At 63.8% G+C, this 13,854-nt stretch carries 13 protein-coding genes; 4 read left to right on the forward strand and 9 right to left on the reverse strand.

The window, feature by feature from the left end:
- Positions 1–29: 29 nt before the first annotated feature.
- Genes miaA through OZ911_RS26140 form a run of 5 tightly spaced genes read right to left on the reverse strand, consistent with a single transcriptional unit; the run spans position 30 to position 5,661 of the window.
- On the reverse strand, positions 30–1,001 hold the full coding sequence (gene miaA, locus OZ911_RS26120; RefSeq protein WP_023048022.1) for a tRNA (adenosine(37)-N6)-dimethylallyltransferase MiaA: 972 nt from the start codon (positions 999–1,001) through the stop codon (positions 30–32).
- A gap of 1 nt (position 1,002) precedes the next feature.
- A complete protein-coding gene (gene mutL / locus OZ911_RS26125) occupies positions 1,003–2,901 on the reverse strand; it encodes a DNA mismatch repair endonuclease MutL (protein ID WP_023048023.1) in 1,899 nt (632 codons plus the stop codon).
- Entirely contained in the window at positions 2,898–4,328 is a 1,431-nt protein-coding gene (locus tag OZ911_RS26130; protein WP_016489448.1) for an N-acetylmuramoyl-L-alanine amidase, read from the reverse strand. Before OZ911_RS26130 ends, mutL begins: the two co-directional genes overlap by 4 nt.
- A gap of 11 nt (positions 4,329–4,339) precedes the next feature.
- Positions 4,340–4,813, reverse strand: a complete 474-nt coding sequence (tsaE, locus tag OZ911_RS26135; protein ID WP_016489449.1) for a tRNA (adenosine(37)-N6)-threonylcarbamoyltransferase complex ATPase subunit type 1 TsaE — start codon at positions 4,811–4,813, stop codon at positions 4,340–4,342.
- Positions 4,801–5,661: an NAD(P)H-hydrate dehydratase gene (locus OZ911_RS26140; RefSeq protein WP_024717362.1), complete on the reverse strand. Its 861-nt coding sequence runs from the start codon at positions 5,659–5,661 to the stop codon at positions 4,801–4,803. Before OZ911_RS26140 ends, tsaE begins: the two co-directional genes overlap by 13 nt.
- Before the next feature lie 65 nt (positions 5,662–5,726).
- Between OZ911_RS26140 and queG the strand changes: the two genes are divergently transcribed.
- Positions 5,727–6,791: a tRNA epoxyqueuosine(34) reductase QueG gene (gene queG, locus OZ911_RS26145; RefSeq protein WP_023048990.1), complete on the forward strand. Its 1,065-nt coding sequence runs from the start codon at positions 5,727–5,729 to the stop codon at positions 6,789–6,791.
- Positions 6,792–6,831: 40 nt separating this feature from the next.
- On the opposite strand, the gene OZ911_RS26150 is transcribed toward queG, so the two are convergent.
- The gene (locus tag OZ911_RS26150; protein WP_003249516.1) at positions 6,832–7,443 is read right to left on the reverse strand and encodes a trimeric intracellular cation channel family protein; all 612 of its coding nucleotides are present in this window, start codon (positions 7,441–7,443) and stop codon (positions 6,832–6,834) included.
- A 91-nt stretch (positions 7,444–7,534) separates the two neighbouring features.
- Entirely contained in the window at positions 7,535–8,077 is a 543-nt protein-coding gene (orn, locus tag OZ911_RS26155; protein WP_016489452.1) for an oligoribonuclease, read from the reverse strand.
- A gap of 152 nt (positions 8,078–8,229) precedes the next feature.
- Between orn and rsgA the strand changes: the two genes are divergently transcribed.
- The gene (gene rsgA / locus OZ911_RS26160) at positions 8,230–9,261 is read left to right on the forward strand and encodes a small ribosomal subunit biogenesis GTPase RsgA (protein ID WP_016489453.1); all 1,032 of its coding nucleotides are present in this window, start codon (positions 8,230–8,232) and stop codon (positions 9,259–9,261) included.
- Between the two features lie 174 nt (positions 9,262–9,435).
- On the opposite strand, the gene motB is transcribed toward rsgA, so the two are convergent.
- Both motB and motA read right to left on the reverse strand, forming a co-directional pair.
- Positions 9,436–10,470: a flagellar motor protein MotB gene (gene motB, locus OZ911_RS26165; RefSeq protein WP_016489454.1), complete on the reverse strand. Its 1,035-nt coding sequence runs from the start codon at positions 10,468–10,470 to the stop codon at positions 9,436–9,438.
- Between the two features lie 3 nt (positions 10,471–10,473).
- Positions 10,474–11,325, reverse strand: a complete 852-nt coding sequence (gene motA / locus OZ911_RS26170; protein ID WP_016489455.1) for a flagellar motor stator protein MotA — start codon at positions 11,323–11,325, stop codon at positions 10,474–10,476.
- A gap of 130 nt (positions 11,326–11,455) precedes the next feature.
- On the opposite strand from motA, the gene OZ911_RS26175 reads away from it, so the two are divergent.
- The gene (locus OZ911_RS26175; RefSeq protein ID WP_023048988.1) at positions 11,456–12,991 is read left to right on the forward strand and encodes an HDOD domain-containing protein; all 1,536 of its coding nucleotides are present in this window, start codon (positions 11,456–11,458) and stop codon (positions 12,989–12,991) included.
- A 44-nt stretch (positions 12,992–13,035) separates the two neighbouring features.
- A complete protein-coding gene (locus OZ911_RS26180; protein WP_016489457.1) occupies positions 13,036–13,845 on the forward strand; it encodes a rhodanese-like domain-containing protein in 810 nt (269 codons plus the stop codon).
- Positions 13,846–13,854 lie beyond the last annotated feature (9 nt).

Below are 13,854 nucleotides of genomic sequence, written 5' to 3' on the forward strand. Positions count from 1 at the left end.
CGCAAGAATAGACGGCAATCAGCAGGGACTCAGCTCAATATGGAGATGGCCCCAAGGTATTTCAAGGTGCGGGACAGATTGTCGCAGGCCATGCTGTCAAGCCAGTGCACATCAGGCCAGCCACGCAACCAGGTGAACTGCCGCTTGGCCAGCTGCCGGGTAGCAATGATACCGCGTTCTCGCATCTCATTCTCAGTCAGCGTGCCGTCCAGGTAATCCCAGACCTGCCGATACCCCACAGCCCGTATAGACGGCAGCCCGGCGTGCAAGTCACTTCTGGCTCGCAGCGATCGGACCTCGTCAACGAAGCCCTGTTCCAACATCTGCGAAAATCGTAACGCAATTCGCTGATGCAAAATGTGACGATCTGTAGGAGCAATCGCCAAACTCGCGACAGTATAGGGCAAATGTCCGCCAGCGCCTGCGTCTGCGGCGCGACTTTCCGCGAATTGACGCTGGCGATGGGCTGTCATGCTCTCACCGCTCACCCGATACACTTCCAGCGCGCGGATTAGCCGCTGCGGGTCGTTGGGGTGGATGCGCGCCGCCGATTCCGGGTCGACCTCGGCCAATTGGCGGTGCAGTTCGGCCAGCCCCAGCGCCTCGGCTTGGGCTTCCAGGTCGGCCCGCACCGCAGCGTCAGCTGCCGGCATGTCGGCCAGGCCGTCGATCAACGCCTTGTAATAGAGCATGGTGCCGCCTACCAGCAGCGGGATCTTGCCACGCGCGGTGATGTCGGCCATGGCCTCCAGGGCATCGGCGCGAAATTGCGCGGCCGAATAGCTCTCGGCCGGGTCGCGGATGTCGATCAGCCGGTGCGGGTGGGCAGCCAGGATTTCTTTGGACGGCTTGGCCGAACCGATGTCCATGCCGCGATAGACCAGCGCCGAGTCGACGCTGATCAGCTCGCACGGCAGCACTTTGGTCAGTTCGATAGCCAGGTCGGTCTTGCCGGCCGCCGTCGGGCCCATCAGGAATATTGCAGGGGGCTTGCCGCTCATTTCATCGACCGCGCAGGAAGAGTTTGTCCAGATCGTCCAGGCCCATCTGGGTCCAGGTGGGACGGCCATGATTGCACTGGCCACTGCGCTCGGTATTTTCCATGTCGCGCAGCAGGGCATTCATTTCAGGAATGGCCAGGCGCCGATTGGCGCGCACGGCGCCGTGGCAGGCCATGGTGCCAAGCAATTCATTGAGGTGCGCCTGAATACGGTCGCTGGTGCCGTACTCCATCAGGTCGGCGAGCACATCCTGAACCAGGCGGTTGGCCTCGGCCTGCTTGAGCAAGGCCGGAATCTGGCGTATCGCCAACGTCTCGGGGCCCAGGCGCTGCAGTTCGAAGCCCAGGCGCTGGAACCACTGCGCATGCTCTTCGGCGCAATCAGCTTCACGCTGGCTCAGGGCCAGGGTTTCGGGCACCAGCAGCGGCTGGCCGCTAAGGCCTTCGCTGGCCATGGCCACCTTGAGGCGCTCGTACATGATGCGCTCGTGAGCAGCGTGCATGTCCACCAGCACCAGGCCAACCGCGTTCTCGGCCAGGATATAGATGCCCTTGAGCTGCGCCAGTGCGTAGCCCAGCGGGGGAATATCACCCTGGCTTTCGGGCAACGTCGTGACCGGTGCCGCACCGCCTTCCAGCGGTTTGTAGAACTCGCGATACACCGCCTGTGCCTCGGCGGCCGGCAGCGGCTGCGAAGGGCGTGGGGTGTATTGATACTGGTAACCGGCGCCACTGCCGCCGTTGGAGATCGCATGCTGCGGCGCCTGAGGCCGTTCAAGCACTGGCGAAGCCAGGCGCATTTCGCCCTGTGGGCCGAACTCACCGGCCTGCTGACCAGTGGGGCGGATCAGCTCAGGTACGGCGGCGGGCGCGGCCAACTGGTCTTCCGGACGCACATCGGCCAATGCGCGGTGCAGGGTGCCATACAGGAAGTCGTGCACCGAGCGCCCCTCGCGGAAGCGCACTTCGTGCTTGGTCGGGTGCACATTGACGTCGACGCCGTTGGGTTCCAGCTCCAGGAACAGCACGAATGTGGGGTGCCGACCATTGAACAGCACGTCACGGTAGGCCTGCCGCACAGCGTGGGCAACCAGCTTGTCGCGCACCGCACGGCCATTGACGAAGAAGTACTGCAGGTCTGCCTGGCTGCGCGAGAAGGTCGGCAGGCCAACCCAGCCCCACAGGCGCAGGCCGTTGCGCTCGACGTCGATCGGCAGCGCCTGCTCCATGAAACCGGGGCCGCAAATGGCGCCTACCCGCCGCGCCCGGGCCGCTTCGTCATGGGCCTCGTGCAGGCTGAGGATGCTCTTGCCGTTGTGGCGCAGATGAAAGCCGACGTCGAAACGCGCCAGCGCCAGCCGGCGGATCACTTCCTGCAGGTGATCGAACTCGGTCTTTTCAGCCTTGAGGAATTTGCGCCGCGCCGGGGTATTGAAGAACAGATCGCGAACTTCTACCGAGGTACCCACCGGGTGCGCCGCCGGCTGCACGCGCGGGGTCATGTCACGGCCTTCGGTTTCGACCTGCCAGGCCTCGCTGGCATTGGCGGTACGCGAAGTCAGGGTCAGGCGTGCCACCGAACTGATCGACGCCAGGGCCTCACCACGGAAACCCAGGCTCAATACCCCTTCAAGGTCTTCCAGCTCGCGAATCTTGCTGGTGGCGTGACGGGCCAGGGCCAGCGGCAGGTCGTCAGCAGAAATACCACTGCCATCGTCCCGCACCTTGAGCAACTTGACGCCGCCCTGCTCCACGTCCACGTCGATACGTCGGGCACCGGAGTCCAGGCTGTTTTCCAACAGCTCCTTGGCAACCGAGGCCGGCCGCTCGACTACCTCACCGGCGGCGATCTGGTTGGCCAGCCGCGGGCTGAGCAGCTGGATGCGCGAACCGCCACTCATTGCGCGGCCAATGTGGTAGCAGGGATGTCGAGGCGCTGGCCGACCTTCAGCTCATCCGTCTTGAGGCTGTTGGTGTTGCGCAGGCTGGCCACGCTGACCTGGTAACGCACGGCGAGCATCGCCAGGGTCTCGCCAGGGCGCACTGTGTGCTCACGTGGGCCGGCGGCAAGCTTGCCGGTATCACGCAGCCAGGCAATATAGGTACCCGGCGGTGGGTTCTGCTGGAAGTACTGGCGCACACCGGTATGGATCGAACGGGCCAAGGCCTGCTGATGGCTGGCGGTGGCCAGCTTGGCGGCTTCGTTGTTGTTCGAGATGAACCCGGTTTCAACGAGGATCGACGGAATATCAGGCGACTTCAGCACCATGAAGCCGGCCTGTTCCACACGCTGCTTGTGCAGCGAGGTGACACGGCCCATGTTGCCCAGCACCTTCTGCCCCACATTGAGGCTGGAGCTGAGCGTGGCAGTCATCGACAGGTCCAGCAGCACGCCGGCCAGCATCCGGTCCTTGTCATCGAGGCTGACGTTGCCAGCACCGCCGATCAGGTCAGAACGGTTTTCCGTGTCGGCCAGCCAGCGCGCGGTCTCGGAGGTGGCGCCGCGGTCAGACAGGGCGAACACCGAGGCACCAAATGCAGCACGCGACGGCGCGGCGTCGGCGTGAATCGAGATGAACAGGTCGGCCCCCTTCTTGCGGGCGATTTCCGTGCGTTTGCGCAGCGGAATGAAGTAATCGCCCGTACGGGTCAGCTCGGCACGAAAGCCTCTTTCGCTGTTGATCTGGCGCTGGAGCTCTTTGGCAATCTGCAGCACGATGTCTTTTTCATGCTGGCCACGCGAACCGGACGCACCCGGGTCTTCGCCACCGTGGCCGGCGTCGATGGCAACCACGATTTCACGCTTGCCGCTAGGCACCGGCGGCAACTTGATGGCGGGCTGGGCCGGGGATACCGGCACCGCTGGCGTGGTCGCCGGCGTCTGCACCGGCACGGGCGCCGGAGGTGGCGCGCTGGCCGCAATGGCGTCGGCTTCCTGATCGTACAGGTCGACCACCAGGCGATTGCCGTATTGGGCATTCGGCGCCAGCGTAAAGCTTTTCGGGGTGACCGACTTTTTCAGGTCTACCACCACCCGTAGATCGGTGGGGGTGCGCTGGGCTGAACGCACGCTACTGATCGGCGTGTTGGAGGTGGCCACGTTCAATGGCGCGGCCAGCGTGGCGCCATTGATGTCGATAACCAGACGATCAGGCGCGCTCAAGGTGAAGACGCTGTGCTGCACGGGGCCAGACAGGTCGAAGACCAGCCGCGTGTTGTCTGGCGCGCGCCATAGGCGCACGCTCTTGACTTGAGTGACGGCCAGAGCGTCAACGGTCACCGTTGTCAGCAGCAGCCCAACGATGGCAACCAGTGCGCGTATGCGCATACCTACCCCACTTACTGTTTATAGTGTTTGGCCAGTGCCACGCACCAGGCCTCGCCGCGAGCCCCCTGCGGCGAAAGGATCAGCGAGCGTCCGCCCGCTTGGGGGGTCATGGTAATGGTCAGGTCAGGCTTTGGCAAAACGCCCGCACCCTTTTGTGGCCACTCGAACAGGCACAGCGGGTCGCCTTCGAAATAGTCACGGATTCCCATGAACTCCAGTTCCTCCGGATCGACCAGGCGATACAGGTCGAAGTGGAAGGCCCGCACCTCACCGATTTCGTAGGGTTCAACCACGGTGAAGGTCGGGCTTTTCACTGCACCCGTATGGCCCAGGCCACGGATCAGCCCTCGGGAAAGCGTAGTCTTGCCCGCACCCAGGTCGCCTTCAAGAAAGATCACGCCGCGACCGCCGGTCACCTCAGCCAGGGCTGCGCCAAACTTGACCGTGGCGTCTTCATCGGCCAGAAACAGGGTTATGCCAGACACGCAGAATGCTCCTCCAGAAACTCACGAATGACCGGCGCCAGATCACTGGCCGCCAGGCCTCTACCTTGTACACCCAACCGCTCCCCCGCACAGGCATGCAACCACACACCCAGCCCAGCGGCCTGCCAGGCGTCCAGCCCTTGGGCCAGCAAGGCCGCCAGCACACCGGTCAGCACATCGCCAAAGCCGGCCCCGGCCATCGCCGGGTGGCCTCGCTCGCACAGCATCAGTTGCCCGGCGGGGTCGGCGACCAGGGTACCGGCCCCCTTGAGCACGCAGACGCTGTTGTAACGGCGCGCCAGCTTGCGCGCAGCGCCCTGGCGGTCGGCCTGCACCGCCTCGGTGGAAATGCCCAGCAGCCGCGCCGCCTCCCCCGGGTGCGGGGTGAGGATACTGCCACTGGGCAGGGCCAGGGGGGTACGCGCCAGCAAATTCAGGGCATCGGCGTCCCATACCTGCGGCTGCTCGGCGTTGGCCACTGCCGACAGCAGGCTACGCCCCCACGCCGCTTGCCCCAGCCCCGGGCCCACCACCAGTACCGAGGCGCGCTCCAGCACGCCCATCAGCTGGTTGGCCGAGCTGACACCCAGGCACATGGTTTCGGGCAGACGGGCCAGGCTCGCGCCGACATGCTCAGGGCGCGTCGCCACGCTGACCAGCCCGGCGCCACAGCGCAGGGCGGCTTCAGCGCTTAACAGCACAGCGCCGCCTGTGCCAAGGTCGCCACCGACCACCAGTACATGACCGAAGTCGCCTTTATGGGCATGCGCATGCCGTGTCGGCAGGTGCGCGACGGTCACGCTGCTGAGCAGTTGCGGGGCATGGCTGGGGTGTTTGGTCTGCGGCATGGGGTCAAAGGCTCCATTGTCTGGCAGAATTATACGCACCTGAGCCCGTATTGCCTTACCCATCCATGTCCAGCTGCACACCTGACCTCGCCCAACTGGCCCAATCGATCAAGATTTGGGGCCAGGAACTCGGTTTTGCCCATGTCGGCATCGCCGGGGTCGACCTTGGCGAACACGAACACCACCTGCAGCGCTGGCTCGATGCCGGCTACCAGGGCGAAATGGAGTACCTGGGCGCGCACGGCAGCAAGCGCTCGCACCCCGACCAACTGATTCCCGGCACGGTGCGGGTGGTCTCGCTGCGCATGGACTACCTGCCCGGCGACACACAGATGGCGCAGCGCCTGGCGCAGCCGGAAAAGGCCTACATATCGCGCTATGCGCTGGGCCGGGACTACCACAAGCTGGTGCGCAAGCGCGTACAGTTCCTGGCCGACCGCATTCAGGAGGCTATCGGCCCGTTCGGTTACCGCGCATTCGTCGATAGCGCCCCGGTGCTGGAGAAGGCCCTGGCCGAACAGGCCGGGCTGGGCTGGATCGGCAAGAACACCTTGCTGCTCAACCGCAAGGCGGGCAGTTACTTCTTTCTTGCCGAGCTGTTTGTGGACCTGCCGTTGCCGGTGGACGAAGCGACCACCAGCGAGCATTGCGGGCGCTGCCAGGCCTGCCTGGACATTTGCCCGACCCAGGCATTTGTCGGGCCTTATGTGCTGGACGCCCGGCGTTGCATCTCATACCTCACCATCGAACTGAAGGGCGCGATCCCTGTCGAGTTGCGGGCAATGATGGGCAACCGGGTGTTCGGTTGCGATGACTGCCAGATCGTCTGCCCCTGGAACCGTTTTGCCAAGCACAGCCAGGAACAGGACTTCCAGCCACGGCATGGGCTGGAGAATGCCGAGTTGGCGCAGATGTTCCTGTGGGATGAACGTACCTTCCTGCGCAAGACCGAGGGTGGGCCGTTGCGGCGGGCGGGATATGAGCGGTTCTTGCGCAACCTGGCGGTGGGGTTGGGCAATGCGCCTTCCACCATTCCTGTGATCGAGGCCCTGAAGGCCCGCCGCGAGGATGAATCAGAACTGGTGCGCGAGCATGTGGCGTGGGCTTTGGCCCGGCACAACATCCAGTAACCACCCGCCCCACAAAGACTGCATCAGGGCTGAAAATGACCTACTGCTGGTCGTTGTAGTGGAACTTGGGCATTTCCCAGTGGAAGCGGATAGCCAGCAACCGCACCAGAAACCCGCCAAACAAGGTCAGCAGCATCGCCTGCTCTGCCGGCACCTTGAAATACACGCACCCCAGGTAGAACCAGGCCGCCGCAAACGACACGCTGGCATACAGCTCACGGCGGAACACCAGTGGAATGTCGTTGCAGAAGATATCGCGCAAGATCCCACCAAACACCCCGGTGATCACCCCGCTGATCGACGCCACCAGCATGCCCTGCCCCATCTCGAGTGCAGTCATGCAGCCAATCAAGGTAAAGGCCACCAACCCCAGGGCATCGAGCACCAGAAACAGCGAGCGCAGGCGGCGCATCATTGGCGCAATGAAGATGGTCAGCAACGCCGCAAAGCTGGTCAGCACCAGGTATTCCGGGTGCTTCACCCAGGTCAGCGGGTAATGCCCGAGCAGCACGTCGCGCACCGAGCCGCCACCCAGGGCGGTGACGCAGGCGATCAGCACCACGCCGAACCAGTCCATGCCGCGGCGCCCGGCAGACAGCGCGCCGGTCATGGCTTCGGCGGTGATAGCGATGAGGTAGAGCATCAACAACATGGCGCGGGTCCGTGCAGGAAAGGCGCGCAGTCTAACCAGTTGCCCAAGGCACCAAAAGGGGGCGCAGATACAATATCTGCGCCTTGTGGGCTCACAGTTTGATGAAGTGCTCGCGGTAGTGACGCAGCTCGGCGATCGATTCGCGGATATCGTCCAGCGCCAAATGGGTGTTGCCCTTCTTGAAGCTGTCACGCACGCCCGGCGCCCAGCGCGCGGCCAGTTCCTTCAGGGTGGAGACATCCAGGTTGCGGTAGTGGAAGTAGTTTTCCAGGTTGCGCATGTGGCGATAGAGGAAGCGGCGGTCCTGGCAGATGCTGTTGCCGCAGATCGGCGACTTGCCTTTGGGCACCCACTGCTCGAGGAAGGCGATGGTCTGCGCTTCGGCTTCTGCCATGCTGAGCTTGCTCTCGCGCACGCGCTGGGTCAGGCCCGAAGCACCGTGGGTACGGGTGTTCCATTCGTCCATGCGCGCCAGCACTTCGTCACTGTGATGGATGGCGATCACCGGCCCTTCAGCCAGGGTGTTCAGCTCGCTGTCGGTAACGATGGTGGCCATCTCGATGATGACATCACTGTCCGGATCCAGGCCGGTCATTTCCAGGTCGATCCAGATCAGGTTCTGTGGGTTTTGCATGCAGGGGCTCCTCATATAGGCCGTCATATTAGCCTAGTGGTCAAAGCAAACCCATTCACTGCATCAAAGGTAAGCGGAATGGTCCAGCGCCTGGCGTGCTAAACTGCCAGCCGTTTTCAATGCCCTACCCGGGCCTTTCTCACGGTACCTTCATGGCCAAACGCCAGCTCAATCGCCGCCAAAACTGGCGGATCGAAAAAATCCAGGGCGAGCGCGCCGCTCGCGCCGCCAAACGCGAGCAGCATGCGCTGCAGGAACTGGAGGGCGGCGACCTGGGGCCCGAGCAACTGGGCCTGGTGATCGCGCACTTCGGCGTGCAGGTAGAAGTTGAAGCCCAGGATGGCGAAACCGCAGGCCAGGTGTTCCGCTGCCATTTGCGGGCCAACCTGCCGGCGCTGGTCACCGGCGACCGTGTCGTGTGGCGTGCGGGCAACCAGGGCATTGGCGTGATCGTGGCGCAGATGCCACGCAGCACCGAGCTGTGCCGGCCGAACAACCACGGGCAACTCAAGCCGGTGGCAGCCAACGTCGACCTGATCGTGATCGTGTTCGCCCCGGCACCGGAGCCGCACCCGAACCTGATCGACCGCTACCTGGTAGCGGCCGAGCACGCCGGCCTGCGGCCGCTGCTGCTGCTGAACAAGGCCGACCTGATCAACGACGAGAACGGCCCCGGCCTGCATGCGCTGCTGGAGGTTTACCGCGAACTGGGCTACCCGCTGCTGGAAGTATCGGCACACCAGGGCGACGGCATGCAGCGCCTGCAGCAACTACTTGACGGCCACATCAGTGTGTTCGTCGGCCAGTCCGGGGTGGGCAAGTCGTCGCTGGTCAACAGCCTGCTGCCGGACGCGGGCACCCGTGTCGGCGACCTGTCGGAATGGTCTGGCCAGGGCACCCACACCACCACCACGGCACGGCTGTACCACTTCCCTAATGGCGGCGACCTGATCGACTCGCCGGGCATCCGTGAGTTTGGCCTTGGCCATGTCAGCCGCGACGACGTGGAAGATGGCTTCATCGAGTTCCGCGACCTGTTCGGCACCTGCCGCTTCCGCGACTGCAAGCACGACCGCGAACCGGGCTGCGCGCTGCTCAAGGCACTGGACGAGGGGCGCATCACGCCGCAACGCATGAACAGCTACCGCTCGATCATCGCCAGCCTGACAGAAGACAGCTACTGAAACGCTTGAAATGAAAGTTGCCGCGATCCCCTGTGGGAGCGGCTTTAGCCGCGAACACCGGCAACGCCGGTGCCATCCACCGCGCTGGATGCTTCGCGGGTAAACCCGCTCCCACACTGATCGCGCCAGCGTTCAGGTTTTGTGTAGAACAGTCGCCCGCACAAAAAAAGCCGTTTACTGCTCCTTGGCCTCATCCATCTTCAGCGTGCCATCTTCAAAGATGTTCAGCTTCTGGCGCAGCTCACGCGGCTGCATCGGCGCTTGTTCCGCTGCCCCTGGGGCATCCGGCACGCCAGCCCCTGGCGCAGCGCCAGTGGCTGGCGGTGCAGCAGGGTCGGCGGCCGGCGCTTCGGGCGCACCCTGCTCACCCTCGATATTGCGCTGGGCCTTCTTGGTCAGCACGATGATATCGATACGGCGGTTGACCGGGTTGAACGGGTCCTTGCGGTCAAACAGCGACGACGAGGCATAACCCACCACCCGCGCCACCTGACCATCCGGGTAACCACCGGCTACCAGTGCACGGCGCGCAGCGTTGGCACGGTTGGCCGACAACTCCCAGTTGCCGAACTCGCCACTGCCGGCATACGGCTTGGCATCGGTGTGGCCGCTGATGCTGATCTTGTTCGGCACCGCCTTGATGGTGTCGGCCATGGCCAGCAGGATGTCTTCAAAGTACGGCTGCAAGCGGGCGCTACCGATGTCGAACATCGGCCGGTTCTCGGCATCCATGATCTGGATGCGCAGGCCGTCCTGGGTGATCTCGAACAGGATCTGGTCCTTGAACTTCTGCAGCTGCGGGTTCTCTTCTACCTTGTTCTGCAGCTCCTGCAGCAGCAACTCCAGGCGCTCGCGCTCGACCTGCTCGGCCATGGTCTCGACCTGGTCCTTGCTCAGCTGGGTCGTGGACTCGGGCATCGGCTCGGATTTGACTTCCGGGTTGATGGTTTTTTCCGGTGCCAGTTCAGGTGAGCCACCCAGGTCGATGACATAGGGCGTGCCGCTTTCCGAGAAGCCGATCGGGTCCTTGAAGTAGCCGGCAATGGCGATTTTCTGCTCCGGGGTGGCTGTGGACATCAACCACAGCACCAGGAAGAACGCCATCATTGCCGTAGCAAAGTCGGCAAAGGCGATTTTCCAGGCGCCGCCGTGGTGGCCGCCGCCAAAGCGTTTGACGCGCTTGACGATGATGGGCTGGTTGTTTTCCATGACTCAGCGACCGCGAACCGCTTGTTCCAGCTCGGCGAAACTTGGGCGGTGCATGGGGTACAGCACCTTGCGCCCGAACTCGACGGCCAGCGAAGGCGGCATGCCCGAGGCCGAGGCGACCAGCGAAGCCTTGATCGATTCGTAGAGGTTCAGCTCCTCCTTGGCATCGTGCTCCAGGCACTTGGCCAACGGGCCGAAGAAGCCATAGGCAGCCAGGATACCGAAGAAGGTACCGACCAGCGCCGCACCCACGTGCATGCCGATGGCCGCCTGGTCGCCCTCGCCCAGCGAGGCCATGGTCACCACGATACCCAGTACCGCCGCGACAATACCGAAACCGGGCATGCCGTCAGCGATGCCGGTCACCGCATGGGACGGGTGCTCCAGCTCTTCCTTCATGCTCAGCAGCTCCATGTCGAACAGGCCCTCGAGTTCGTGCGGGGCCATGTTGCCGGTGGACATGATGCGCAGGTAGTCGCAGACAAACGCGGTCATGCGCTCATCGGCCAGTACTGTCGGGTACTTGGCGAAGATCGGGCTGGCGGCGGCGTCCTCGATGTCGGCCTCGATGGCCATCATGCCTTCGCGACGGCTCTTGTTGAGGATCTCGTACACCAGGCCCAGTACCTCCAGGTAGTAGGCGTGGGTGAAGCGCGAGCCGAACATCTTCATCGACTTCTTGATGACGTGCATGGTCATGTGGCCAGGGTTGGCCTGCAGGAATGCACCAAAGGCGGCACCGCCGATGATCAGAACTTCGAACGGCTGGATCAGCGCCGCGATCTTGCCGTGGGAGAGCACGTAGCCGCCGAGCACGCTCGCGAATACGACGATGATGCCGATAATTTTAGCCATAGGTTCAAAGCACTTGCTGTCGTGGTCAGGGGAAGAGACGGGAGCTTTAAAACTCTTCTTCTACTTATCGGCAGAACTGCGCCAGACTATAGCCACTCAATGCGAAAAGCCAGTTCGGACTGATGTCAAAATGCCAATCGAAACCAAGGTGCCCGCTCAGGCCCCGCGTACGCTAGAGGCCTGGGTAAAGCTGCTAGAGAGTGTTCGCATCCCCGTGCCGAAGCACAGCTACGACCGGGTCATGGCTGCCATTCACGACAGCCGCCGCTCGCTGCGCGATATCGCCGAACTGATGCAAGATAGCCCGGCGCTGGTGCTTTCGGTGATGCGCGAAGCAAACCATCCCACCAACGCCAGCCAGGCCGAGCCCGCCGAAAGCCTGGAGGTGGCCCTGAATCGCCTGGGGCTGGAGCGCAGCGAGCAACTGCTCAAGCGCCTGCCCGCGCTGCCCGTCGAAGAAATACCGCCCGTACTGAGCCAGTTCCAGCTGATCAGCCAGCACGCTTCGCAGCAGGCCAGCGGCCTGTTTGCCAGCCGCCTGGCACGCCTGTGGCAGGAAATTCACTGGGGAAGCCTGCTTTTCCTGTCTCCACTGTGGCCGCTGGCACTGGCCTACCCCAAGCTGCTTGACACCTGGGAGCTTCGGGTTATCCACAAGGGCGAGGACGCCGCCCTGGTAGAGGATGAGCTGTTTGGCGTGCGCATCATGGCGCTGTGCCAGACCATGGCGGAGTACTGGCGCCTGCCGCAGTGGGTGACACAAGGTTACCGCCTGCTGCTGGAAGAACGCGATCAACTGGCCCTGGTGCTCAACATCGCCCGCGACGAAGACCTGCTCAGCCAGCAACACCGCCTGGACGCCGAGCCTGGCCTGCGCCGCTGGTTCAACCAGCCGGCCAACACCGTGCTGCTGGCCAACAACCTTGCGCTGGCGGCGCAAGTGGGCTGGGACAACCCGCACCTGCTGCGCTGGCAGCTGCTGACTGCGCTGTACCTGCAAACTTCGCTGGAAGACGTGCAGCAGCAAGTACACCAGCAGGCTGCCGCCAGCGCCCGCCGCCACGCCAGGCATGCCCTGTTCCACCCGGCTGAGGCGCTGATCTGGCCCTGGCACCAGCGCCGCCCGCACCCGGACATGCTGGCGCCGCCACCGCCCAGCAGCGACGACCTGGCGCGCTGGCGCAAGCTGTGCCAGGACTTGTTGGCACAGCCCAGCCCGTTCACCAACACCGTGCACCTGGCTACCCAGGCCCGCGAAGCCCTGCTGGCCTGCGGCATGCAACGCATCATGCTGCTGAGCCTGGACAAGGCCAGCGACAGCCTGCGCGTGCAGCAGATTGCGGGGCTACCCAACGAGGCAGGTGCCTTGGCCTTGCCGGTGTCACAAAACAAACTGCTGCAAAAGCTGATGGCCCAGGCCGGGCAACTGCGCATCACTCCGGAAAACCACAGCCAGTTCTCGGCCTTGCTGCCAGCCCCGCTGCGTGCCCTGTTCCGCAGCGAGCACGTGCTGCTGCGCTCGCTGGCGGTGAATGACCAGGTTCTTATGCTGATGGTGGCCGACCAAGGCTGCCGGCCTTTGGCCGACATCAGCGTGCAGGCCTTCGGCAAGACCGCGCAATGCACCGAGCGGGCACTGTCGGTGTTTGCCAACCGCAAGGGCTGAGCCTTGCGCTACAATCGCCCCTCTTTCCACACTGGAGACCGTGGATGACTGACTTTTCCGGCCTGCCCCTGGTGATCGAAGCGGCTGACCTGCTGCCACGCCTGGGTTCGCCACAGCTGATCCTGGTCGACCTGAGCAGTGCCAACCGCTATGTCAGCGGGCACATCCCCGGCGCACGCTTTGTCGAAGGCAAGCGTACCCAGCTTGGCCAGCCTCCTGCCCCCGGCCTGCTGCCGCCGCAGGGCGAGCTGGAAAAACTGTTCAGCGAACTCGGCCACCGCGACGACGCCGTCTATGTGGTGTACGACGATGAAGGCGGTGGCTGGGCCGGGCGCTTCATCTGGCTGCTCGACGTGATTGGCCACAAGGCGTATCACTACCTCAATGGCGGTATCCAGGCCTGGCCGGCAGACACGCTGTCCACCGAAGTGCCCGCCAGCAGCAACAGCCCGGTGCACCTGCGTATCGACAACGCGCCCACCGCCACCCGCGAGTACCTGCAAAGCCGCCTGGGCGCCGATGACCTGGTCATCTGGGACGCTCGCGGCCCGCAGGAATTCAACGGCGAGAAGGTACTGGCAGCCAAGGGCGGTCACATCCCCGGCGCTATCAACTTCGAGTGGACAGCCGGCATGGACCTCAACGACAACCTGCGCATTCGCCAGGACATCAAACAAGTCCTCGCGCAACTGGGCATCACTCCTGACAAGGAAGTGATCACCCACTGCCAGACCCACCGCCGCTCCGGCTTCACTTATCTGGTGGCCAAGGCCCTGGGCTACCCACGCGTCAAGGCCTACGCCGGCTCGTGGAGCGAATGGGGCAACCACCCGGACACGCCTGTAGAAGTTTAAGGAACCTGC

Source organism: Pseudomonas fortuita (genome assembly GCF_026898135.2).
Classification (GTDB): Bacteria; Pseudomonadota; Gammaproteobacteria; order Pseudomonadales; family Pseudomonadaceae; genus Aquipseudomonas; species Aquipseudomonas fortuita.